This window comes from Glaciecola sp. SC05 (genome assembly GCF_041380235.1).
GTDB lineage: Bacteria > Pseudomonadota > Gammaproteobacteria > Enterobacterales > Alteromonadaceae > Glaciecola.
Genome location: NZ_JBGIYY010000020.1, coordinates 1 through 23,756, shown reverse-complemented (window position 1 = coordinate 23,756; position 23,756 = coordinate 1). Strand labels below are relative to the sequence as shown.

The 23,756-nt window shown below is 42.4% G+C and carries 22 protein-coding genes; 11 read left to right on the top strand and 11 right to left on the bottom strand.

Annotation, left to right across the window (positions count from 1 at the left end):
• Window positions 1-2 precede the first annotated feature (2 nt).
• Complete coding sequence (gene thiL, locus AB9H30_RS16245; protein ID WP_371195767.1) at window positions 3-977, top strand: thiamine-phosphate kinase; 975 nt, start codon at window positions 3-5, stop codon at window positions 975-977.
• Window positions 978-990: 13 nt separating this feature from the next.
• Window positions 991-1,482, top strand: a complete 492-nt coding sequence (locus tag AB9H30_RS16240) for a phosphatidylglycerophosphatase A (protein WP_371195766.1) — start codon at window positions 991-993, stop codon at window positions 1,480-1,482.
• A gap of 107 nt (window positions 1,483-1,589) precedes the next feature.
• Here the strand turns inward: AB9H30_RS16240 and dxs are convergent, their stop codons facing one another.
• Genes dxs through AB9H30_RS16225 form a run of 3 tightly spaced genes read right to left on the bottom strand, consistent with a single transcriptional unit; the run spans window position 1,590 to window position 4,627 of the window.
• Window positions 1,590-3,446, bottom strand: coding sequence for a 1-deoxy-D-xylulose-5-phosphate synthase (gene dxs, locus AB9H30_RS16235; RefSeq protein WP_371195765.1), 1,857 nt, complete (start codon window positions 3,444-3,446; stop codon window positions 1,590-1,592).
• Window positions 3,447-3,493: 47 nt separating this feature from the next.
• The gene (locus tag AB9H30_RS16230) at window positions 3,494-4,390 is read right to left on the bottom strand and encodes a polyprenyl synthetase family protein (protein WP_371195764.1); all 897 of its coding nucleotides are present in this window, start codon (window positions 4,388-4,390) and stop codon (window positions 3,494-3,496) included.
• A gap of 6 nt (window positions 4,391-4,396) precedes the next feature.
• Entirely contained in the window at window positions 4,397-4,627 is a 231-nt protein-coding gene (locus AB9H30_RS16225) for an exodeoxyribonuclease VII small subunit (RefSeq protein ID WP_371195763.1), read from the bottom strand.
• Between the two features lie 222 nt (window positions 4,628-4,849).
• Here AB9H30_RS16225 and pomA point away from each other — a divergent pair, with 222 nt between their 5' ends.
• Together pomA and AB9H30_RS16215 are read left to right on the top strand one after the other, a co-directional pair.
• Window positions 4,850-5,614 (top strand): flagellar motor protein PomA, encoded by a 765-nt coding sequence (pomA, locus tag AB9H30_RS16220; protein ID WP_371195762.1) that lies wholly within the window; start codon window positions 4,850-4,852, stop codon window positions 5,612-5,614.
• A complete protein-coding gene (locus AB9H30_RS16215) occupies window positions 5,614-6,546 on the top strand; it encodes a flagellar motor protein MotB (RefSeq protein ID WP_371195761.1) in 933 nt (310 codons plus the stop codon). The genes pomA and AB9H30_RS16215 overlap by 1 nt, the downstream gene beginning before the upstream one ends.
• A gap of 22 nt (window positions 6,547-6,568) precedes the next feature.
• Here AB9H30_RS16215 and AB9H30_RS16210 read toward each other — a convergent pair whose 3' ends face one another.
• The 5 genes from AB9H30_RS16210 to AB9H30_RS16190 are packed head-to-tail and all read right to left on the bottom strand — an operon-like array spanning window position 6,569 to window position 11,006.
• Entirely contained in the window at window positions 6,569-7,825 is a 1,257-nt protein-coding gene (locus tag AB9H30_RS16210; RefSeq protein ID WP_371195760.1) for a class I SAM-dependent methyltransferase, read from the bottom strand.
• Between the two features lie 14 nt (window positions 7,826-7,839).
• Window positions 7,840-8,559, bottom strand: a complete 720-nt coding sequence (locus AB9H30_RS16205; RefSeq protein ID WP_371195827.1) for a DUF1365 domain-containing protein — start codon at window positions 8,557-8,559, stop codon at window positions 7,840-7,842.
• Window positions 8,560-8,570: 11 nt separating this feature from the next.
• A complete protein-coding gene (locus tag AB9H30_RS16200) occupies window positions 8,571-9,851 on the bottom strand; it encodes an NAD(P)/FAD-dependent oxidoreductase (protein ID WP_371195759.1) in 1,281 nt (426 codons plus the stop codon).
• Entirely contained in the window at window positions 9,844-10,584 is a 741-nt protein-coding gene (locus tag AB9H30_RS16195; RefSeq protein ID WP_371195758.1) for an SDR family NAD(P)-dependent oxidoreductase, read from the bottom strand. Before AB9H30_RS16195 ends, AB9H30_RS16200 begins: the two co-directional genes overlap by 8 nt.
• Window positions 10,584-11,006, bottom strand: coding sequence for a nuclear transport factor 2 family protein (locus AB9H30_RS16190; protein ID WP_371195757.1), 423 nt, complete (start codon window positions 11,004-11,006; stop codon window positions 10,584-10,586). The genes AB9H30_RS16195 and AB9H30_RS16190 overlap by 1 nt, the downstream gene beginning before the upstream one ends.
• Window positions 11,007-11,159: 153 nt before the next feature.
• Here AB9H30_RS16190 and AB9H30_RS16185 point away from each other — a divergent pair, with 153 nt between their 5' ends.
• The 3 genes from AB9H30_RS16185 to AB9H30_RS16175 all read left to right on the top strand — a co-directional run bounded on the left by AB9H30_RS16185 (window position 11,160) and on the right by AB9H30_RS16175 (window position 13,164).
• Window positions 11,160-11,726, top strand: a complete 567-nt coding sequence (locus AB9H30_RS16185; protein WP_371195756.1) for an LON peptidase substrate-binding domain-containing protein — start codon at window positions 11,160-11,162, stop codon at window positions 11,724-11,726.
• Between the two features lie 132 nt (window positions 11,727-11,858).
• Window positions 11,859-12,473 carry a sigma-70 family RNA polymerase sigma factor gene (locus AB9H30_RS16180; protein WP_371195755.1) on the top strand — a complete coding sequence of 205 codons (615 nt, stop codon included), beginning with the start codon at window positions 11,859-11,861 and terminating at the stop codon, window positions 12,471-12,473.
• Window positions 12,466-13,164: a ChrR family anti-sigma-E factor gene (locus AB9H30_RS16175; RefSeq protein WP_371195754.1), complete on the top strand. Its 699-nt coding sequence runs from the start codon at window positions 12,466-12,468 to the stop codon at window positions 13,162-13,164. Before AB9H30_RS16180 ends, AB9H30_RS16175 begins: the two co-directional genes overlap by 8 nt.
• A 28-nt stretch (window positions 13,165-13,192) precedes the next feature.
• Here AB9H30_RS16175 and AB9H30_RS16170 read toward each other — a convergent pair whose 3' ends face one another.
• A complete protein-coding gene (locus AB9H30_RS16170) occupies window positions 13,193-13,960 on the bottom strand; it encodes an outer membrane protein assembly factor BamD (protein WP_371195826.1) in 768 nt (255 codons plus the stop codon).
• 134 nt (window positions 13,961-14,094) lie between these two features.
• Here AB9H30_RS16170 and rluD point away from each other — a divergent pair, with 134 nt between their 5' ends.
• From rluD to clpB, 3 genes are all read left to right on the top strand, one after another.
• Complete coding sequence (rluD, locus tag AB9H30_RS16165; RefSeq protein WP_371195753.1) at window positions 14,095-15,081, top strand: 23S rRNA pseudouridine(1911/1915/1917) synthase RluD; 987 nt, start codon at window positions 14,095-14,097, stop codon at window positions 15,079-15,081.
• Window positions 15,078-15,887: a polyphenol oxidase family protein gene (locus tag AB9H30_RS16160; protein ID WP_371195752.1), complete on the top strand. Its 810-nt coding sequence runs from the start codon at window positions 15,078-15,080 to the stop codon at window positions 15,885-15,887. The genes rluD and AB9H30_RS16160 overlap by 4 nt, the downstream gene beginning before the upstream one ends.
• 72 nt (window positions 15,888-15,959) lie before the next feature.
• Window positions 15,960-18,530, top strand: coding sequence for an ATP-dependent chaperone ClpB (gene clpB, locus AB9H30_RS16155; protein ID WP_371195751.1), 2,571 nt, complete (start codon window positions 15,960-15,962; stop codon window positions 18,528-18,530).
• A 55-nt stretch (window positions 18,531-18,585) separates the two neighbouring features.
• Here the strand turns inward: clpB and prsT are convergent, their stop codons facing one another.
• Window positions 18,586-21,363, bottom strand: coding sequence for an XrtA/PEP-CTERM system TPR-repeat protein PrsT (prsT, locus tag AB9H30_RS16150; protein ID WP_371195750.1), 2,778 nt, complete (start codon window positions 21,361-21,363; stop codon window positions 18,586-18,588).
• 90 nt (window positions 21,364-21,453) lie between these two features.
• Entirely contained in the window at window positions 21,454-22,278 is an 825-nt protein-coding gene (xdp1, locus tag AB9H30_RS16145) for an exosortase-dependent surface protein XDP1 (RefSeq protein WP_371195749.1), read from the bottom strand.
• A 314-nt stretch (window positions 22,279-22,592) separates the two neighbouring features.
• Here xdp1 and pssA point away from each other — a divergent pair, with 314 nt between their 5' ends.
• A complete protein-coding gene (gene pssA / locus AB9H30_RS16140) occupies window positions 22,593-23,411 on the top strand; it encodes a CDP-diacylglycerol--serine O-phosphatidyltransferase (protein WP_371195748.1) in 819 nt (272 codons plus the stop codon).
• Window positions 23,412-23,756 lie beyond the last annotated feature (345 nt).

Sequence of the window (23,756 nt, the reverse complement as noted above, 5' to 3'; positions counted from 1 at the left end):
GTTTGAATGAATTTGCGTTAATTCGAGATTATTTCACGCGCCCCAAATTTGTGAGAAAAGATGTTATTTTGGGCGTAGGCGATGATGCTGCGATCACACAAGTCCCGCAAGGGCAATATTTAGCAACGACCACAGATACACTCCTTGAGGGGGTGCATTTTTTGCCTGAAGCAAGCCCAGAAGCAATTGCTCATAAAGCAATAGCGGTTAATTTGAGTGATTTGGCCGCAATGGGTGCAGAACCTGCATGGATAAACTTGTCACTATCAGTTGAACAGGTTGATCAAAGTTGGTTGAGTAAATTTTCAACAAAAATTAATGATTTAACTCAGTATTTTTCAATACAACTGATTGGTGGTGACACCGTCAAAGGAAAAACTGCGGTAACGATCACGGCTCAGGGATTTGTTCCGCCGGAAAGTATGTTGACACGTAGTGGCGCGAATCCTGGGGATTGGCTATTTTTGACTGGCACGGTTGGAGATGCCGCGGCGGGTTTAGCATTTCTAAAAGGCCAACTGGAGATTGCAGACGCTAGTGCTTCCGATTATTTGGTAAATCGACATTATTTCCCAACCCCGCGGGTACTTGCAGGCACAACATTGCGACGCCTAGCAACCTCCTGCATTGACATTTCAGATGGATTACTCCAAGACTTAGAGCACATTATAGAGGGCTCAAAAGTGGGTGCAATCGTGCATCTGGATAAACTGCCAATTTCCCAAGCATTAGGGGAAACCATTCCCGACTTAGAACAAGCCTTAACTTATGCTTGTACCGGTGGAGATGATTACGAATTGCTGTTTACCATTCCAGAAGAGCACCGAGTCAGTATGGAAACCGCGATGGCAAATTACCATTTACCCGTTACTTGTATAGGTCAAATTACCGGTGCACAAGGTAAAATTGACCTTCGCTTAAATGACCAAGCTTTTTCTTTTGTAGCAATCGAAGGTAAAGGCTACCAACACTTCTAATAGGCCATTAAAAATGGACAAGCAGCTTCGAAAGCGCGTTTCATTGACGAACCCAGACCATTTTTTTGGTCTTGGTTTCGGTACTGGCCTTATTCCCCTTATGCCAGGAACCTTTGGATCCTTAGCAGCCATCCCCTTACTCTTGGCAATGTCCTTTTTACCTTTTTGGGGATATATTGCCGTGACGTTTGCTTGTACCCTGATTGGCCTCCGCTTTTGTCAAAAAACATCTGATGCACTAGGTTTACATGATCATGGTGCTATCGTATGGGATGAAATAGCCGGCATGATGTTTGTGTTTATTGCTGTACCCATCAACCCTATTACATTAGTTATAGGGTTTATTCTGTTTAGGTTTTTTGATATTTTAAAACCTTGGCCAATTAGGGTATTTGACCGAAAAATTCATGGTGGGTTGGGGATTATGTTGGATGATATCGTGGCTGGAGCAATGGCTTGTTTGTGTTTACATCTGATGGTGTATATGCAATGGCTGGTATTGTAGAAAAAGCGGAAGGAACCTATATAAAACTCTAACTCCACCATTGCTTGGTTTAAGGACTCAAACCTGTTTAAGCCCTTTAATCTTTTATATTTATACGCAATTTCTGTTTAAAATCCTTTCACCGCAGCAACAATACCTTTAGCGTCTAATCCCAATTCGGCGTACATTTCTTGCTGCGTCCCCTGCATTATAAATTCATCGGGTAAACCGAGATTGAGTAGATGGCAAAGTACCTTATTGTGTAGCAGTACTTGGGCTACTGCACTGCCGGCGCCGCCTGCAATAGCGCCATCTTCGATAGTAACCAATAGGTCATGTTCAGCAGCAGCGGCTAAAATGGCTTGCTCGTCAATTGGTTTAACAAATCGCATATCGATTAAGGTCGCATCCAAACTGTCAGCGGCTTCTTTAGCGTCACCGAAGAGAGTTCCAAAATTAAGAATAGCGGTTTTTTTACCTTGTCTTATTGCTCTTGATTTACCGAGTGTTAGCGCCTGCATTTCTGCCTTGGGAGCTACTCCAATGCCGGCACCACGAGGGTAGCGTACAGTTGCTGGTTGATTTGCAATGTGGCCGGTATACAGCATATTCCGGCATTCAGCTTCATCGGCGGGAGTCATTATGATCATATTTGGAATACAGCGTAAATAGCTAATATCAAAAGCGCCTTGATGCGTTGGGCCATCTGCACCGACGATCCCGGCGCGGTCTATGGCAAACAAAACCGGCAGATTTTGGATAGCAACATCATGGATAAGCTGGTCATATGCGCGCTGCAAAAACGTTGAATATATCGCTACTACCGGATGCTTGCCTTCTCGAGCGAGGCCAGCAGCTAAGGTAACGCTATGTTGTTCTGCTATGGCAACGTCTATGTACTGTTTAGGGAAGCGCTGAGAAAATTTGACCAAGCCAGAGCCTTCTCGCATGGCTGGCGTAATCGCGACTAAGCTTTTATCTTTCTCTGCCATATCACACAGCCAGCTTCCAAAAATTGCCGAAAATGATGGTTTGCCCGGCTTGCTAACTGGTAATTTTTCGGTGGTGTGATCAAATTTGGGAACGGCATGCCATTTTATAGGGTCTTGTTCCGCCTGCTCATAGCCTTTGCCTTTTTTGGTGACTACGTGCAGTATTTGTGGTCCTGACATTTTGCGCATATTGCTAAGGGTATCAACCATGGCATCCACATCATGACCGTCAATTGGACCAATATAGCGAAAGCCCAGCTCTTCAAAAATGGTACCGGGAACGACCATGCCTTTTATGTGCTCTTCTGCTTTACTGGCGAGCTCTTTAATCGGCGGAATATTGCTTAAAATCTTTTTACCGCCGTCACGAATAGAATTAAAAAAGGAACCAGTTAGTAAGCGGGCTAAGTGACTATTTAACGCGCCAACGTTTTCAGATATCGACATTTCGTTATCGTTTAAAACGATGACTAAGTCTTTTGCAATATCACCTGCATGATTAAGGGCTTCAAATGCCAAGCCTGCAGTTAATGCGCCATCACCGATAACGGCAACCACTTTGCGATTTTTGTTTTCATCATCTGCTGCGATGGCCATGCCTAAAGCAGCTGAAATTGAAGTAGATGAGTGGCCTACTGCAAAGGTATCGTATTCACTTTCGGGCGGCCAAGGAAAGGGATGAAGTCCGTCTTTTTGGCGAATGGTAGTCATGCGCTCTCGTCGTCCGGTTAAAATTTTATGTGGGTAGGCCTGATGACCCACATCCCATATTAAGCGATCAAACGGAGTATTATAAACATAATGAAGTGCAACGGTGAGCTCTACTGTTCCCAAACCAGAAGCAAAATGTCCGCTACTTTGACTGACACAGTTCAGCAAAAATAATCGCAATTCCTTGGCGATTAAATGTAAGTTATGTTTTGGCTGCTGGCGCAGCTCACTTGGGATGTTTGCTTTGGCCAAGTGCGGATAATGTGAAAGATTTAAGGTCATTCGTTATGGTTTCTTCCGTGTCGTTTTACATTGTATGAATCTGTGCTCTAAAAAGTTCGAGTCATCATATAGTCCGTGAACATTCTCAAGTCCCTCGTATTGTACGGTAAACTGCTCAATGCTTGTAGCGCTTCTTTATGATGGACAGATAATTCGTTCTTAGCGCCAGTAAGGCCTAGTTTACTGACAAAGGTATTCTTATTGTTTGCTTGGTCTGAGCCCTGAGGTTTGCCTAGTGTTTGGGTATCTGAAATGACATCTAGGATGTCATCTTGAATTTGAAAGGCTAATCCAATATGTTTAGCGAAAATTGTGAGATTATTTATATCTTCGACAGTGGTATTAGCACTTATAATAGCGCCCATGCGCACAGATGCTGCCAGTAAAGCACCTGTCTTAAGGCTATGTAATTCGTTTAGGGCGGTAATATCGATATCTTGGTTCGTAGCCAGTAAATCAAGACTTTGCCCTTGACACATGCCCTGTAGCCCACTGGCTTTGGATAATTCTTTTATAAGCTCAAGTCGCTTAGTATTTGCAAAACCTTCCAAAGGAATATTGGCAAGGAGTTCAAAAGCAAGAGTCTGTAAGGCATCTCCAGCTAGTATCGCAGTAGCTTCATTAAACTGTATGTGACAGGTTGGTTTACCGCGTCTTAAGGCATCGTCATCCATCGCGGGAAGGTCGTCGTGGACTAATGAATATGCATGGATACACTCAACGGCGAGGGAAATTGCGTCTGCGTCGCTTTGTTTGCCTCCAAGCATATCGGTGACCATCGCCACTAACAGCGGACGCATGCGTTTACCACCATTAAATAATGCGTATTCTACTGCCGACAGTAATCGAGAGCTTGCGATGTTTTGACTCGTTGTATAGTTTCTAAAAGCAGCCTCAAGTCGGATTTTTACTTGAGCTTGAAGATCTTGTAAATCTTGATGCATGTTTGTTTATTCAGGTGCTTGAAAATCTTCAAGATGCTGTTCGCCGCCTTCTTGAGTTAAGATCTTTACTTTTTGCTGTGCTTGTTCAAGCAAATTTTGACTGCGTCTGGCAAGCGAAATACCACGCTCGAAACTTTGTAATGACGCTTCAAGTGTAATGTCGCCTTGTTCCATTTTGGTAACAATTGTTTCTAGTTCTTGCATTGCTTGTTCGAAGCTTAAATCTTCTGCGCTCATGGTACTTCTTTGGCTACTTTTACATGCCTCAAACAATACCGAACCTACCTTGTAAATTCAATCATTATCAGCATTGGGATTGATTTAATGGCAAGCGTTTAAACAGCAATTGTTTGCTTCAACATTTTCCTCGTTATTTAGCGTAAAGGTTAAGGATTCTTTGCCGTTAACCTTATCACAGAATTATTTCAACCAACCTTTGTTTAGGTAGAGGAGTTAACCATGGATTTAGCAACGCTAATCGGCCTTATCGGCGCGCTTGGTTTTGTCCTCATGGCGATGGTCTTAGGTGGCGACCTAGGCATATTCTTTAATGTTCCGTCGGTACTGATAGTATTTGGCGGTTCGACCTTTGTAGTATTGATGCAATACCCCCTTACTCAGTTTCTAGGAGCGGGTAAAATTGCCGCTAAAGCATTTGCATTTAAAATACAATCTCCAGAGGAATTAATCCAAAAAACTGTTGAAATGGCAGATGCAGCTCGTAAAGGCGGATTTTTGGCATTGGAAGAAGCAGAGATTGAAAACAGCTTTATGCAAAAAGGCGTGGATATGCTGGTAGACGGTCATGACGTTGAGGTGGTCAGAACCACTATGGCTAAAGATATCACCAATACAACCGAGCGTCATGATGCCGGCAGTGTTATTTTCAAATCGCTCGGTGATGTCGCACCAGCGATGGGAATGATTGGAACACTGATTGGACTCGTTGCAATGCTCTCGAACATGGACGATCCGAAAGCGATTGGACCAGCAATGGCAGTAGCCTTGCTTACAACGTTATACGGTGCAATGCTTGCGAATATCGTATGTTTGCCCATTGCATTTAAACTCGGCGTGCGTTCTGCTGAAGAAAAGCTCAATCAGTGTTTAATCCTTGATGGAATATTGGGCATAGCCGACGGCCAAAACCCAAGAGTTATCGAAGGTGTCTTAAAAGGTTATCTTGCTGAAGGTAAAAGGGGCAGTAACGAGGAGAAAGCGTAATGGAAGACGAATGCCCAAAATGTCCTCCCGAGGGCTTACCTGCATGGATGGGCACCTTCGCAGACTTAATGTCTCTATTAATGTGCTTTTTTGTTCTTCTGCTTTCGTTTTCAGAAATGGATGTGAAAAAATTTAAGCAAATTGCAGGCTCGATGAAGTTTGCCTTTGGTGTTCAAAATAAAATTGAGTTAAAAGATATTCCCAAAGGTACAAGCGTTGTTGCGCTTGAATTTAGACCCGGAAAACCCGACCCAACGCCTATCGAAACTGTCCAACAAGTGACCCAAAATATCACCAAGCCAATGCTGAACTTCCAAGAAGGTGAGGATGCATCTGCTGGTGGCCGACAAAAACAACGCGGTCAATTGAGAGGTGGACAAGCTCCGAATACGGCTAATCAAACAGCCTCGGCTGGCGCTGCGGCAACCAATAATGAGCAGTTAGAGAAACAACTTAAAAAAGTTCAAGAGTTGTTGCAAAAAGAGATAAAAGATGGCGCGGTAGATGTTGAAAACCTAGGGCAGCAAATTATTATTCGGATTCGTGAAAACGGCTCATTCTCGGCTGGTTCAGCTTTTTTACAACCGCAGTTCGTGCCGGTAATACGCCGACTTGGTACCTTGATTACCGATATGCCAGGTCAGATAGAAATTTCCGGGCACAGCGATGGCGTGCAAATATCAAACGAACTTTATCGCTCTAATTGGGACCTTTCTGCACAGCGAGCAGTTGCGGTTGCTGAAGAGTTGAGGCGCGCAGATGGTTTTGATGAATCACGCATGCGGGTAGTTGGCAGAGCTTCCAATGACCCGGTTGCCGAAGATGACAGCGCCGAATCAAGAGCAAGGAATCGACGCGTAGAGATCAGCATTATGCAAGGCGATCCGAAGTACTCAGACCCAATTTCAGTAATGGGAACAGGGGCTGATTAGCCCCTGCGCCTAAGTTAGTTCGTTAACCGCGGCTAAGCATATTGCGATGCTGAGGTTTAGCTAACACGACCTGTGCCGTGCTGATTACTCGTTCTAGAAATCCACCCTCGCAGTAATTAAGATAGTATTGCCACATCCTCATAAAACGCTCGTCATAGCCATCTTCATTCAGCGCTGTCGCTTGCTTCATGAAGTCTTCAAACCAATGTTTAAGAGTTTGTGCGTAATCAAGCCCAATATCATGAACATCGCGAATACTCATATCTGTATATTTTTTAACATGTTTGTTTATGGCAAACTGTGAAGGTAAAAACCCACCCGGAAAAATATGCTTTTGAATAAAATCTACGCTGTCAGAATAGCCATCATAGCGTCGGTCATCGATGGTTATAGACTGCAGAAGCATCAAGCCATTGGGCTTCAATAGCGATGAGCACTTTTCAAAGAAGTTGGCTAAATATTTCTTACCTACAGCTTCGATCATCTCAATCGAAACGAGTTTGTCATACTCTCCCTCTAATAATCGATAGTCTTTTTTTAACAGGGTAATTTGCTGCTCCAAATTTTCATGCTTAACCCAGTTTTCAGCCCAAGCGTATTGTTCTTCAGAAATAGTAGTTGTGGTTACTTTACAGCCATAGTGTTTCGCTGCATATACTGCGAGTCCGCCCCAGCCTGTGCCTATTTCCATTAAATGATCGGTAGGGCTCAGTTGAAGTTTGTCGCAAATTGTTTTCAATTTATATTCTTGAGCCTGCGCCAAGCTGGCATTTGGATCTGGATAGACCGCTGCAGAATACATCATCGATTCATCTAAAAATTTGGTGTAAAGTCTATTGCCCAAATCATAGTGAGCGCCTATATTTTTTTTCGCTTGCGTTGGCGAATTGTTATTTGCGATATGCTTTATTTTTGCCATAGGCAACGTTAGCCACTGAAATCGCTTTTCCCATTTGTCTAAGGTCGATAAATTACGTGCGAAAATTCTGATGACGTTCGTCAGATTGGGGCTATCCCACAGTTTGTCGGTGAATGTTTCTCCAGACGCAATGCTGCCCCCTAACAGTAATTTTGGATAAGCTGCGGTGTTGAGTATATGTACCTCTGCTTTTAGATCCGACGCCTCGTCGCCAAGCGATGCAACCACCTGACCTTGCTCTTTAATAATCAAATGACCCTGTGGTAAATGCTTAAGCGCACTGATAAACATTGTGCGACAAGTTTTTTCCCAAAAGGAAATCGGCTCGCTTGTCGTTAATGTTTGTTCACCATGTGACATATTTTTTCCTTACTTCATGGGTGCGTATAAATTGGTACGCGTTTTAAAAATAATTTCAGTGCTTGCCAATAAATGCCAGCTACAGTTTTTATAGTCATGCTTGGAATGGACAACAGCGTTTTCCGCAAACTAACTGAATTCAAAGGAATGCGTTTTAAATCCATTGATGCTTCAAAATGTTTGCTCTGTTTACTGCATATTAGCTGTAGCTTAAGCTCCTCGTTCGGTTGAGCTATTCGCCAGTGGTACACCATATCAATAGGATTAAACGGCGAAACATGAAATGCTTTCGCACAATCTTTTTGCTCCGCTAAGTCAACTAAATAGTGATGTCTATTATTCCATGGAGTATTCGATACTTCGGCTAATACATGCGAAAAATTATTCGCACTGTCACGCAGATAGAAAAAATTCACCGGGCTAAAGTATAAACCAAAGGTACGCACTTGGCCGAGCATGAAGACCTCTCCAAAAAGGGGTTTTCCGTTAAGTTCCGACATTTTTTCGAGTACCGCGCTTTCAAGGTTTTGCTGCGGGTCGCCAAGGTAATCAGCGCGCGTAAAATTGACAATTGATCGCCTAATACTCCGATCCGAAAACCCTTTTACCCGTTTGTTTACCGCACTTATTTCCGACAATTTTAGCCAAAATAAAAAAATATTGTATTCAAAGGCATGCAGTTTGGGAACGACACGCCGGTGAAAAACTTTTCCTGTGTAAATAGCGCTTTCCAGTTCGGCTTCAATCAAAGTGATACTCCAAAGCGCTTACAAACGTCAAGTGCACTGCGAACACCGTCCTCATGGAAACCGTTGTACCAATAGGCGCCACAAAAGTGCAAGCCATCGACACCACAAATTTCATCTCGGCGCTGCTGCGCGGCAACCATTGTTGGACTAAATTGCGGGTGAGCGTAATGATAAACTCCCAAAATTTTGTGTTTTGCAATTTCCTTAGTGTTGTTAAGCGTGACGCAGAATGTTGTGTCAGACTCAATTCGCTGCAGAATATTCATGTTGTAGGTCACTGCTGCTGGCGCCAATTGTTCGTCGCTATTACCTCGTATTTGATAATTCCAACTGGCCCAGGCAAGCTTTCGCTGGGGTAAGACCGATGTGTCTGTATGCATTACCACTTCGTTCATCGCATACGGGATATCGCCTAATATTGTACTTAGAGATTCGGCAGTGCCTGTTTCAAAACTTTCTAAGTTCAACATTTTTAAAGCTTGGTCGCTATGACAGGCGAAAATGACTTCGTCGAAGTCGCGTATACCGTCAGGCGAAGTTACTTGAAAGCCATCCGCCGTTTTTGCAACTTGAGTCACTGGACAATTCAAACGAATTTTATCCTTATATTCGGCCGTGATGGGCTCTATGTACTGAGACGAACCCCCAATTAAAGTAAACCACTGTGGACGATTAGTAACGTTTAACAAGCCATGATTATTGAAGAACTTAAGAAAAAAGCTTAGCGGAAAATTTGCGGAAGCTTCAAGGCTGGTAGACCAAATCGCGGCACACATAGGCAGTATATAGTTTTGTACGAACTGCTCGCTCAACTTATGTTCTTCAATAAATTCTATTAGGGTAATATTTTCGACGTTTACGTTATCTTCAATGGCTTGCTTGCATACTTTGTTGAACTTAAGAATATCGAGAACTAGACGCCAGAAACTCGGTGATAAGATGTTTCGCCTTTGCGCAAACAAACTATTTATCGTGTTACCGTTGTATTCTAAACCGGTGCTGTCATTGCGCACACTGAAACTCATCTCGCTGGCTTGACTATCAATATTGAGTTGCGACATGAGCTTGATAAAATTTGGATAAGTCCAATCGTTATAAACAATAAATCCAGTATCAATGGCGTATTGCCTGCCGTCAACGTCGACATTTTTTGTAGCTGTGTGTCCGCCGATATAATCGTTTGCCTCGAAAAGCAAAATGTCTGCATGTTTATTGAGTAAATACGCGCTAGTCAGGCCTGCAATGCCGCTGCCAATTATGGCAATACGTTTAGTCATGCTTTGCGGCTCTCTTGGCACTACTTCTCATACCAATACACATTTTGCGCTGAACAAAAGCGGGTAAGAAGTTTAAAAAACGTATGAACGCACTAAAGCGTTTAGGAAAATATATAGCGGAGCGATCACTTAAAATGCCGTCAAGCATGTACTGCGCCGCTCTCTTTGAAGATATAGCCATCGGCATCTTAAAATCATTTTTGTCGGTAAGTGGCGTTTTTACGAAGCCTGGCGATATCGTCTGTACATCGATACCGCGAGTTGCAAGGTCAACTTCTAAACTTTTGGCGATGTAATGCAGCGCAGCTTTGCTGCCTCCATAGGCTTGACTGCGAGTAAAGGGTAATAGTCTTGCAAGGCTATCCACAAATACTAGCTTACTACCTCGTTGTGCTTTTGTTAGCAGTGCAGATGCTACATTTACCGCACCAAACACGTTAATTTCAAACACGCGCCTGAACATTGCTGGTTCAATGCTTTTCGCATCAACGTATTCGCATGTTCCAGCATTGATCACTGCGATATCAAACTCTATGTCTGATAGTGCCTCAATTGTGGCTTGTTCATCACTCGCATCAAATCTGAGCGTACTTATATTTGCAATATTCGCAAGTTCCGTTAACTTTTCCGCGTTTCGGCCGCAGGCAATTACAGTGTGTCCGTGATTAGCAGCATGAACTGCTAAAGCTTCACCAATTCCAGAGGTTGCGCCAGTAATTAAAATTCGTTTCATTAACTTAATCCTCGTTTTATTTTTTTTATTATTTTGCCTAGCAGCGGAACATGCTCGTAAACCATTTGGCCGAGGTCATAGTAATCACGATGAAAAACGATTTTATCGTTTTCTAATGTTAGCATTGAAATACCATCGACTGAGACAGGTTTGCCTTTGTTAATGCGCTTTGAAGTAAATCGCATTGTCCAGTTGACAACATAACCTTGATTTCCAGTAGGTAGTTTATTGTGGATGTCGAATTCACAGTATTTTGCATTCTTCAGTAGCTTACCAAAATAATGCTCTACTGACGCAAGTCCGTCGTGAGAGGCAATAGGGTCAATAAATTTCACGTCTGCGCTATAAATATCTTTCAAGGCGTCAATCTGCATACTCGCTAAATCAGTGTAAAATTGGGAGAATTTTTCTATAGTGCTCATGGAGTAAATTAGCCTTTTTAATTTGTAAATTTTTTACTACAGGTGAGGGCGACAAGATCATCAAATTAAGTTTTTTTAATTGTAAATGCGATCGATCTATCCCTTGGTGTTCATAGTACTTATTATATATATGTCAACTTTGGGCCCCAAATTATGAAAGTGCCGCTGTTTCCTTTGTCCTCACACGTGTTACCTGAGGGGCGAATGGCGTTGAGAATCTTTGAACCAAGATACACAAGAATGATCAAAGAGGTGTGCAAGGCTGAAACAGGCTTTGTAGTATGCATGATAAATAACGCAGGCGACGCGAGCAACAACACACATATTTTCCCACTGGGCACGTTTTGTAAGGTAATAGATTTTGACATACTTGATGATGGCTTGCTCGGCATAACTATAGAAGGTCAGTATTGTGTGTCAATTTTTGATATCGAAACGGAATTTGACAGCCTCAGGATCGCTGAATGTGAGGAGAGTAAAATGTGGCAATGTAATTTAAATATTGACGAGTTATCTCCAATGAATGATCGTCTTAAAGAGGTGTTTGACAAATATCCTGAAATTAGCATGCTATACGACAAGGTAAAGTTTGATGACCCGGCATGGGTGGTCAACCGCTGGTTGGAGTTATTGCCGGTAGGCGCTGAACAAAAACAGCACTTTATGGCGCAACAGGATTGCGACAAAGTGGTAAAATATCTAGCTCAGCTTATTGAATAGGCGACGTCTTTAGTTTCAAAACCGCCCCGACGCAACATTACTTACATTAAATATATTTCACTAATAAAGCCGAAAAGTTTCGCTATACTCATTTGCATACTATATTGATGCGTACGACAAGGTGATAAAAAAATGCTTATTGGAATTCCGTTGGATAACAAGAAATACGATAATAGCAAGCCCAAAGATTGTGCCGCAGAGATGTCTGCCTACTTAGAAACCGTCGCAAAAGAAAGGTGCAAAGTATCTTTTTCGAAAGTATTTGGTTATTTCGCACCGCGTTTAAGGTCTTATGCCTTAAAGCAGATGGGTAATGAAGCGATTGCGATGGAGTTAGTGCAGGATACAATGTCAAATGTGTGGCAAAAAGCACACCTTTTCAATTCAGAGAAAGGTTCGCCATCAACGTGGATTTTTACGATCGCCAGAAATATTCGCTTTGATATGCTTCGTAAGCTACAGAATCGTAAAGAGGATGTATGTTCAGACGATATGTGGCCAATTTTATGCGAGCAGACCGCTGATTTGACCCAAGCGCCATTAGACGAACAAATTACGTTAGAAGAAGTAGGCCAATACTTTGAGAGTTTACCAGTAAAACAAAAAGCGGTAGTCGAGGCTATATACATTGATGGTAAGTCGCAACAAGAGGTCGCCGATGAACTTGAAATTCCGCTCGGAACCGTTAAGTCGAGAACACGCCTAGCATTGCAGCGATTGAAGGAAATGCTTAAAGAACATGGTTAGATTTCACCCAACTAACCAAACCTTGGTTGGTTTTGCTGATGGCATAATAGCGCCGAACGAATCGATTTTAGTATCTGCTCACTGTGATTTATGTGAGCAGTGCAGGTCAAAGGTGCTCACTATGACTGAAATAACGGCAGAATTGATATTCGAACAAGACAAAGGATCAAAAACGGCTAACATTATTGATAACGAGCTTGCGAATATGTTTGATGCAATCGTTAGCAGACCAAGTGTAATTCCTCAGGCATCTGTATGCACAACTGGTAAGAGTTTGTTTATCGATGGTAAAAGTTTTAAAATTCCTCCTAGTCTTCAACGATTTTCTGAAAGCGTGGGCGATTGGTCACATCTTGTCGGTAAACTGTGGCAGGCACCAGTATCCATAGGTGGGAAAAACCTAGCAAACTTCATTTATATGGAAAGAGGCGGTAGCGTCCCTGAGCACACTCACATCGGAAATGAGCGTACTTTAGTATTAAACGGTAGCTTTAGTGACGGTGTAAATGAATATGACACTGGGGATTATATTGCGCTTAATGAAAGCCATACTCACACGCCCATCGCAGCCCTTGATGAGGGCTGCTTAGTATTTAGTATTATCGATGAGCCTTTGCACTTTACTTCTGGTTGGGCCAGATTAATTAACCCTCTGAGCCACCTTTACTTTAAAGTATCAACAAAAAACTAAAAAGGAGCCAATTGGCTCCTTTTTGATATTAACGAATAAATTCACTTGAGGGGAAATTGAGCCTCAGAGTTTTCACCGCATTGTCTCTCAATTCGTCAAGCCCTAGTTCATCATAACTCGATACCATTATTTCTAGAGCGGGTTGAATTTGCGGCGTATCTGGATAATGTTCTAGTACATATCTACCGCGATTTGCTGCCGCTACATATGCTTCACGGCGCATATAAAAACGAGCAACTTCGATTTCGTACTTTGCAAGTCGGTTCTTTATGGCAAGCATACGTTGCTTAGCATCACGAGCGTACTTAGATTCTGGAAATTTTTCTATTAGACGCCTAAAGTCCTCAAATGACTCTTTAGATTTGGAAGGGTCTCTATCAGAGCGCTCAACATTCAGCAGGCTCTGAAATAAATTATTATCCTGCTCCATATTGGTCACACCACGCATATAAAGGGCATAGTCGACATCTGCATGATTTGGATTGAGCCTAACAAAACGGTCAATAGTGGCTAAAGTTTGTTCAGTGTTCCCAGTTTTGTAATAGCTATAAATCAAATCTAATTGAACTTGATGGGAAAGCGGGCCAAATGGAAATCTTGAATCAATAGCACTAAGGGTTGCTGCAGCTGCGGAGAAGTTACCAATCTCCATATTTTTCTTTGCCTGATTATAAAGTGCGTTAGCGCCTTGATTCGCAACGAGTTCACGCTGTTCATCTTCGGAACTGGAGCATCCTGAAATGCCAATTAATGCTACGCTGCTTAAGGCAAGCAGCCAGTTTTTCCATTCCTTCATTGTATTATTTTGTCTCATACCACACGAATTCTTTTATTTTACTACAATTAAACCTTCACAGGCACCAAAACTTACATCTGCTTTTATTGCCGTTGCTTGTTATAATGTCGCCACGTTCACCGATAATGTTGTTTATGAATCAGCAAGTCAAATCCATATCGCTTACAGGCGAGTTACCGCCAGAAGCATTTAACACAAGACTAGACCAATGCATTGCGCAATTGTTCCCAGAATATTCACGTTCCAAGTTAAAAGAGTGGATTTTGGCAGACTGTGTATTCGCCGATGGAGATTTGGTTAATACTCCCCGCTTAAAAATGAGGGGGGGCGAAGTTATACAAATTAATGCCGAGCAAGCAGTCCAGGTTAGCGATCAGCCAGAAATTATTGCGCTAAATATCGTTTATGAAGATAGCGACATTTTAGTGATAGATAAACCTGCGGGACTGGTCGTTCATCCAGGCGCTGGTAATCAGACCGGCACCTTGTTAAATGCTCTATTAGCGCATGTTCCAGATATACAACACATACCTAGAGCAGGCATAGTACATCGCCTAGATAAAGAAACAACAGGTTTGATGGTAGTGGCAAAAACGCTCGCTGCGCAAACTCATCTGGTTGAGCAACTGCAGTCTCGTACCATGGGTCGAGAGTATGAAGCCGTTGTTATGGGCAACCTGATAGCGGGCGGCAGTATTGACGAGAACATTGATAGACATGCGACTAAACGCACTTTGATGGCAGTGCGGCAGTCAGGCAAACCTGCGGTAACCCACTACAGAGTCAAGCGAAAATATCGAGCGCATACCTATTTAAGGTTGAAATTAGAAACCGGTAGAACCCATCAAATCCGTGTGCATATGGCGTACATCAAGCATCCTCTTGTTGGAGATATCCAATACGGCGGCAGAGCTCGCCTACCAAAACATGCTAGTGAATCTTTTATCAGTATTTTGCGAGAATTTAAGCGCCAAGCCTTGCATGCCATTCAGCTCACATTGACACACCCTATTACGCTTGAACGTCTGACCTGGAAAGCCCCACTGCCTGACGATTTTATCGAACTGTTGAACGAGTTGGATAAAGACAGTGAGGAAAATGGTCTTAGCGAAGGCATGTGAAGTTTATCGTTCCAGATCGACCGCTTGCGGAAAATTTACTATGCTTTACCACCACTAGGAATGGCGGCGTTAGCGCTAAGCCCTACGATTCTCTAAATTTAGCGCAACATGTGTCAGACAATCCGATAAGCGTTGAGCGCAATAGACAATTGTTATCGGATTATTTAAACAGATCTGCGACACAAAAACGCTCTCTGGACGGCCAAATCAATATGTCATCGCCCTTGATGCACAGTAAAGAGCCTGCAATTGCACCATTACGTTTTATGAAACAAACTCATTCAACGATTGCTATTGATTATGAGCAATTGTTAGAGTCCCACACAAACGCCGATGCCGTGTTCACGAAACAGTCTAGAGTGCCCTTAGCGGTGTTAACCGCAGACTGTTTACCGCTTGTCTTATTCAGTAATGCAAGTAATGAATGTGCTGCCGTTCATGCTGGTTGGAAGGGTCTTATCGGTGGCGTGATTGAAAATGCCGTCGACATGTTCAGTGCCGACAATAGCACCATATCGGCCTGGATAGGTCCAAGTATTTGTCAGCATCATTTTGAAGTCGGTAGCGACCTTGCTATTAAATTCAAAGCTTATGAATCATCTATCGTTAGAGCAGCAGACACCAACAAATGGCATATAGATTTATCCGCAGTTGCAAATCAGATACTGCAAGACCTCAACATTGTCGATGTGCAACAAAGTCGCGTATGTACCTATTGTCGAGACGATTTATTTTCTTTCAGACAGTCTACCCATGCTGGCTTAATAGAATGCGGTCGTATGGCTACCATAGTTATGAAATATTAATTTAAAAATATTGGCTTGAAATGACCCCCTTAAATACCCATATAGTTAATATGGAAATTTTGGAGAATCATCATGCGTTTAGATAAATTCACTAGCAAGTTTCAACTTGCCATTTCTGATGCGCAATCACTCGCTCTCGGCCGTGACAATCAATATATTGAACCAGTGCATTTAATGTCGGCCTTGCTAAATCAGCAGGGCGGCAGCATACGGCCTTTATTCGATCAGACAAAAGTTAACGTTAACAGTTTACGTTCCGCATTGGCGGAAGCCATCGACAAACTCCCGAAAATTCAGGGTTTTGGCGGCGATGTGCAGTTGGGCAGAGATACCATAAAACTATTAAATGTAAGCGATAAAATATCGCAGCAAAGGAAAGATGATTACATTACATCTGAAGTTTTTGTGCTGGCTGCAGTAGAAGATACAGGGCAGTTAGGAAATATCTTAAAGCAGCTGCATTTGAATAAGCCTCAAGTTGAGCAAGCGATAGATAAGATCAGAGGCGGTCAAAAAGTTACGGATCAAAATGCTGAGGACGTGCGTCAAGCACTCGAAAAATTCACCATGGATTTAACCGAGCGAGCGGAGCAGGGTAAATTAGATCCTGTTATTGGTCGGGATGAAGAAATTCGCCGCACCATCCAAGTTCTTCAACGTAGAACAAAGAACAACCCAGTGTTAATTGGCGAACCTGGCGTAGGTAAAACAGCCATTGTTGAGGGGCTCGCGCAGCGCATTATCAATGGAGAAGTGCCTGAAGGCTTAAAAAATAAGCGAGTATTATCACTTGATATGGGCGCATTAGTGGCAGGTGCAAAATATCGTGGTGAATTTGAAGAACGGCTTAAGGCAGTACTAAACGAGCTGTCTAAAGAAGAAGGCCGAGTTATTCTCTTCATTGATGAGCTGCATACTATGGTGGGTGCAGGGAAGGGCGAAGGTGCGATGGATGCAGGCAATATGCTTAAGCCGGCTCTTGCAAGAGGGGAGCTGCATTGCGTGGGTGCAACCACCCTTGATGAATACCGACAATATATTGAAAAAGATGCGGCTTTAGAGCGGCGCTTTCAAAAAGTGCAGGTCGACCAACCGAGTGTTGAAGACACCATCGCTATATTGCGAGGCCTAAAAGAGCGCTATGAACTTCACCATGCCGTTGACATTACTGACCCGGCAATTGTTGCTGCTGCAAGCTTATCTCATCGATACATTAGCGATAGACAGCTCCCTGATAAGGCAATAGATCTTATTGATGAGGCAGCTTCAAGTATTCGTATGCAAATAGATTCAAAACCAGAAGAAATGGATCGACTTGAACGCCGCATTATTCAGCTAAAGTTAGAAGAGCAAGCATTATCTAAAGAAACGGATACAGCCAGTCATAAACGTCTCGAGACCATAGAACTAGAAAGAGAGCAATTGGAGTTAAAGTTTGCCGAGTTAGATAAAGTTTGGCATCGAGAAAAAGATGCAATGCAGGGTACTCAAGGCGTAAAGGCTGAACTGGAACAAGCCAAACTAGATTTAGAAATTGCAAGGCGCGCTTCTGATTTAAATAGAATGTCTGAATTGCAGTACGGAAAGATACCAGCGTTAGAACAGCGGCTTGAAAAAGCGGCTGAAACGGATACTAGCGAACACACGTTGTTAAAAAATAAAGTTACAGAGGTTGAGATTGCCGACGTACTTTCCCGCTGGACCGGTATACCGGTCAATAAAATGTTGGAAAGCGAAAAAGAAAAACTCGTCAGTATGGAAGATGTGTTGGCAAAACGAGTCATCGGGCAAACTGAGGCTGTAAAGGCGGTGTCTAATGCCATTCGACGGTCTCGTGCAGGGCTCTCAGACCCCGATAAGCCAACCGGCTCGTTTCTGTTTTTAGGCCCTACAGGTGTTGGCAAAACAGAGCTTTGTAAAGCACTCGCAAACTTTATGTTCGACACAGAACAGGCCTTAATTCGTATCGATATGTCAGAGTTTATGGAGAAGCACTCTGTGGCAAGATTGGTTGGGGCGCCACCGGGATACGTTGGATACGAAGAAGGTGGGTATTTAACTGAAGCTGTGCGACGCAAGCCTTATTCGGTAATATTGCTTGATGAAGTTGAAAAAGCGCATCCTGATGTATTCAATATTTTGCTACAAGTGCTCGACGACGGACGTTTAACGGATGGCCAAGGACGCACAGTAGACTTTAAGAATACTTTGATAATTATGACCTCAAACTTGGGCTCAGATATCATTCAGTCGCAGGTAGGTGAGGAAAATTACGCCGAGATGAAAGCCGGTGTCATGCAAGTGGTTGGCAGTCATTTTCGTCCCGAGTTTATAAACAGAGTAGACGATATGGTTGTTTTCCATCCATTGGCGAAAGAAGAAATAAAAGCCATTGCTAAAATTCAGTTGGCAGACTTGCGCAAACGTCTGCATGAAATGAACTTTAAACTGGAAATAAGTGGAGCGGCACTAGATAAGCTCGCTGATGCAGGGTTTGATCCGGTATTTGGTGCTAGACCATTGAAGAGGGCGATTCAACAGTACATAGAGAATCCTCTAGCAGAAAAACTTCTGTCTCAAGATTCAGGTTTGACAGACACGGTTCGAATTGATGTCGAAGAAAATCAATTGACCATAAAATAAGTTCTGAAGGCAGTAGCTTGCTAGCTTTTCATTAGTGAAAAGCTAGCTTCATCAATTAAGAATTTCTATTCATTTCTGCCATCAGGGCAAGAGCGTTTTGGCGGTACTTAAAGTCATCAAATTGTTCTAAAAGGCTTTCAATTTCTCTTTTGGCTTCCGTTTTCCTATTTAACTTAAATAAGGTGTAACCCAAATGATATCGCACCGCAGGATCGATCGTGTTCATTGCAAAGGATTGTCGCAAGTATTTCAAACCCTCGTCATATTTACCTAACTGACTCAATGACCATCCAAGCGTATCTAAAATAAATGGATTACTCGGAAGCAACTGATATGCTTTTAGCGCATGCTCGTAGGCACTTTCAAAACTAGCCTCTTGAATATAAATATTTGCGTAGTTGTTCAATACAAATGGCAGGCGAGGGTACACATTATTTTTTATGATTTGGCGATAATGTTCTTTTGCTTTTGTATAATTTTTATTGTCTAAATATAGGTCACCGACTAAATGACGCTTTAAGTCCGAGCTCGGCCCACTCTCTATAGAGCTTTCCACAAGCTTAACAAATGCTTCAGGAGCAAAGCCTTGATTAGCCAGCAAATAACGTTTTAATAAGGCCTGTGCGAAGGTATTATCGGCATTTATGGCTTGTTGATAAAATTCTGCAGCTTCGCTTAACTTATCTTCCGCTTGCGCCAAATCCCCATTGAGCATGAGTAGATCTGGCTGGTTTTTATAGCGTCGATTTAAAGATGCAGATTGAGTCTTCGCCTCATCAAGACGATTGCTAAGTATCGCAAGCCGCAGACTTTCTAATTGGGTGGCATAGTTATCAGGGTTGAGTGTCAAAGAGCGCTGTATGCTCTTCCATGCACCGTCTAGATCATTTGCTCGTTCTTGAGAGAGCGCTAAGTTGTAAAGTGCCGAAAAGTTGTCGGAGTATATCCCATAAAGAGTGGCTAAGTCGTTCTTTGCGCCATAGTAGTTTTCTACTCTGATGTACAAGTCTGCACGATATAACAAGAACTCAGGCACTAAGAAATTATCTCTAACCAGTTGACTTGCGATCTCTATCGCCTCGTCGACCTCTCCCATATTCGAGTAAATAGAAGCGCTTTCCATTTGCAAATCTGCAGAGTTTGGAGCAAAAATAAGTGCCACTTTTATATGAGCAAGGGCCTCTTCATAATTGCCTAAGAGGTTTTCAATTTTGGCGAGCATTGCCAATACATCAGTTTGTTGAGGACGTTCCTCTAATAACTGACTCAGTATGGATTTCGCCTCTTCGAGGTCCCCTAAGTTAGCGTAAACAGAAGACAAATTAAAGCGAGCAGAGAAGTGTTCTGGATTCTGTGTTAACACCTCTTCTAAGATGTTTTTTGCCCCTTGAATATTCCCTTGTTTTATATAAATGGAAGCCAGTAAGTTTTTAAAATCATTACTGTTAGGATTGTTTGTTAATAAGACGTTTACCTGTTTTTCTGCTTCAGCATATTGTGAAGTTTGAATAGACAATAAGACCTTGTCTATTATTAAAGAGTCAGAAGTTTCAGTGATTGTTTGCAGGGTAGCAAGGGCTTCGTTTTCTCTTCCTCTTGCGGCGAGGACTCTGGCTTTTAATGCAATAAATTTTGGGTCTGTAGAGAATTGCTCAGCTAACTTTCCAGTCAGTTGGTTGCATTTGTGATTTAAGTTAGCTTGTAAATAGAGTCGGCAAAGTTTCGAACCAAATTGTAAATCCGTTTCAGCCTTTTGGCTAAAGCGCTCTAACACAGAAATAGCCGTGGCAAAGCTACCCTCACTGGCGTAAATATCACTGAGTATCAAACTCGCCTGAATATCATTGGGCTGCTTAATTAAATAAGACTGAAGGTCTTGCATCGCGGCGTTGATATTCCCAGCCGCATAGTTTGCTATGCCACTAATATATAAAAGCCCATCACCTTTTTCTAAACTATCAGCATCTAATAAGCTCAAGTAGTTGACCAACTCCTCAAGCGTTGCTTGTGCTTCATCTGTATTGCCGTTTTGAGATTGCACATAGCTAAGCATAAATTTAGCCATTGGATCTTGAGGAGAATTGACTAATATCTTATTGATTGTCTCTTCAGCGCTTTGAAATTGATTGAGGCTGACATATGCGTTGACAAGATCCCGTAACACTAATGGCTGTTCTGGCTCGATAGCTAGTGCTGTATTTAAGGCTTTGATATAGGCATCTAAGTCATCAAGATTTCGGTAAATCGCCGCTAGAGTTCTATACGATTCAGTATAGCTTGGGTCAGCTTCTATTGCTTGTTTGGCGAGTTTTTTAGCAGCAGCCAAATTTCTTTGCTCTAACTCAAACTTAGCATATGCGTCGAGTACCGCCGCATTTGATGGGGAGAGTAATATTGCAGATGCAAAATTCCTGTGAGCACTTTCTGCGTCGTCAAGCTCATTATATGCCTTTGCTTGTACTGCTAACAAGACCGCTTTATTTTTAGCGGTTAGCCCCTTTTCTTCCAAAACAATGAGGTCTTGATATCTATTTTCAACCAGCAATGAATTCGCCAAAAACTCCATGACTAAGTTTGGATCAGCGCCGCGCTCTAAGGCTTCGTAAAATTCTAAAACAGCTTCGTCATATAGAAATGACAGAGCCATCACTTTACCCATCATGATTTTCGATGGTAAATGGTCAGGATCTTCGCCCAGACTGTTTTTCAGATGGATATAGGCTGTGTCAAATTGACTTTGCTCAAATGCTATGTTTGCTTTTTCGAAGTTATCTTCAACCTGAGCAAGGGCTAAAAAAGGTAACAATAAGAATGTTGAAATTAAATACTTCATAAATACTCTTCAAATAGCGCTTTATCTATATTGTAATATTGTACACAAAAAAAAAGGCGGATAATCCGCCTTTTCGATAACTATGTTTAATTACTTACTGCGTCGTAAACCCAACCAAACACCGAACCCTAAAAGGAATGCGATAGATGCTGGAGCATTAGCGTCTATTACAGAGGTCCCTTCTTTCATGAAGCTAACACCTGAAATCTTAATGTGGTCAGTTAAGTGTCCTGCATTACGCTCAATAGCGTGAGCAGCACCGACTAACCAATATTTTGAAAACACGCCAGCAGAGCTTGTTACTGGAATATGACCGTTTGAACCATTTCCTTTAAAGTCCGAACCAATGTTAGTCCAGCCGCGATTCGTTATGTCAGCCCATGTTTCATTGCTGGCAAATGGAGTCCCAATGATGGAATCACCGCCCGTGAATGCCATGACTGATGCACCTGCAGTATTTTGGGTTCTACCACCACTGCCACCGTAGGTATAATTCCACCCTGTATCGATTGCGCTAATATTGATCGCTTCGCTGAATGATAGAAGAATCATATCAAAATCGAAATGATTGTTATCTACAGAATGGTTCGGGGTATCGTCTCCCTCATCACCATTGATAACACCTAAACCGCTATTACCATAACGAGTTAGTCTTGAGCGTTGAATGCACCGATCTCCGTTAGAATCTTGGCAGTATGCATTGCTGCCGAATAAAGACGACGACCAAGCTGTTATATCTAAATCAATACCGTGTTTCGTTCCACTGAGAGATGTGTGGGCGCCTGAGCCTTGAATGTGCCCAGTGTCCGAACTGCTTGTTTTAAAACTCCAGCTCGTAGCTGTCGATGTTGAGGCGAAACTTAAGGTCGATGCCGTCATTAGCAAAGCCGCTAGTCCGATGTGTCTGAATCTCATATTACTTCCATTCCCTTTTCTAAAATATCTGCTACATGCCAAAGCAAAAAACAAGCCAAAAAAATTAAAGTTAATTAATTCAATGAGTTGAATTTTTGTGTGCATGAATATTTTTAGTCATTGTAAAATAAATTGACAGTGCTAATTTGGACGCATAAATTTCGTATGTCTCGGGATGATTCCTTCTAGGCCCTATTTGCCGCACGCTCACAAGAGCACTAAGCTCACGTGAATAAGTCTGACAAAGTTAATTACTGTTTACAATGGATGACCTGTAACACTGAAATAAGGTAAACTAGCGGAAAGGAGAAAATATGACCGAAACTAATTCTAAACGTCGAGGCATCTACCTGTTGCCAAATTTGCTTACTACAGCAGGTTTGTTTTCAGGTTTTTACGCCGTTGTAATGTCCATGAATGGTAACTTTGAGAGTGCTGCAATTGCAATTTTTGTGGCGATGATTTTCGACGGTTTGGATGGTCGAGTGGCAAGAATTACCAACACACAGTCGGCTTTTGGGGCTGAATATGATTCGATGGCTGATATGGTTTCTTTCGGCGTTGCTCCTGCATTAGTAGCATATAATTATGGCCTTACCGACTTGGGAAAAATAGGATGGTTAGCCGCTTTTATATATGTTGCTGGCGCGGCGTTAAGATTAGCGCGCTTCAATACTCAAGTAGGTATTGCTGATAAGCGCTTTTTTCAAGGACTTGCATCACCGGCCGCGGCAGCACTTGTCGCAGGTATGGTGTGGTGTGGTATCGATTATGAAATTGTTGGGCCTGATTTAGGCTGGCTTGTAGCGCTCGTTACCGGTCTATCTGGTTTGTTGATGGTCAGTAATTTCAAATATAACAGTTTCAAGGAAGTCGATTGGCATGGCAAAGTGCCATTTGTTGCGATTTTGGCGGTCATTCTAGTGTTCATTATTGTAGCCACAGCACCTTCGCTTGTCTTATTTATCGTTTTTGTGTTGTATGCAGTGGCAGGTCCATTCAATACGTTTAAAAGCGTTGATAAAGTGACTTTAGAGGATGTCGTTGGTGAAGCGGAAGAAGATGCTGATTTTAATGAACCATCGGTGAATAAAGATGAACAACAGACCTCGGGTAAACCGAACAATGAATAAGCTATAGGCCAACATGCAGAGAGTCTAGCTCTTAACTATAGTATTAGTAGCATCGACAGAGTTGATTGAACACTTTTATTTATCAGCGATTAATAGATAAAGTTCCTCAGCAAGTTGATGCAATTAAAGCTGGTTGTTTTTTCTGCACTTAATTACTAAATTCTAAAATAGCTATTGAACAAAATTATTATCCCTGTAAACTGCGCGTCCGCTTGAGTTTGCAGAATTCAATGAGAGGGTTGTTTGTTTTATAAGCAAACTCTTTAGATCCTTTAATCAAGCGGGTTGTAGGCTTTATTTATTTATGGTTTTTTTTGATAAATGGCTTGACACTTGAGGTGGATT